Genomic DNA, 534 nt, shown 5'->3' on the forward strand with positions numbered 1-534 from the left:
CTTTTCGTTGCGACGTGAACGTATCCGTGCGCCCGGTTGGACAAAAAGAATTTGGCACCCGCCGCGAAATCAAAAACCTGAACAGCTTCAAGTTCATGCAGCAGGCCGTGGACTACGAAGTTCGCTGGCAAATCGAGCAGATTGAGGACGGCCACAAAATCGTGCAAGCGACGGTGCTGTTCAACCCGGATACGGGCGAAACGCGCGCCATGCGCACCAAGGAAGACGCGATGGACTATCGTTACTTCCCGGACCCTGACTTGCCGCCGCTGGTGGTGACCGATGAGATGCTCGCTCGCATTAAATCGACGATGCCAGAGTTGCCAGAGGCGAAGTGCGCGCGCTTTGTGTCGCAGTACGCACTTTCGGAATACGACGCGCGTTTGCTCTCGCAAGACAGCGCGACCGCGAATTTTTACGAAGCCGCGACGAAGGCGGGCGCCGACGCGAAACTCGTTGCCAACTGGATGCTCAGCGACTTGTCCGCAGCGCTCAACCGTGATGAAAAGACATTCGACCAATCGCCCGTGAGCA

At 57.5% G+C, this 534-nt stretch carries 1 pseudogene; it reads left to right on the forward strand.

Going from position 1 to position 534, the window contains the following annotated elements:
• A pseudogene (gene gatB / locus ACMUOY_RS20925) lies at positions 1–534 on the forward strand (Asp-tRNA(Asn)/Glu-tRNA(Gln) amidotransferase GatCAB subunit B); the annotation flags it as partial.

Origin of the sequence: Candidatus Skiveiella danica (genome assembly GCF_022705245.1) — a bacterium.
GTDB classification, from domain to species: domain Bacteria; phylum Pseudomonadota; class Gammaproteobacteria; order Burkholderiales; family Burkholderiaceae_C; genus Skiveiella; species Skiveiella danica.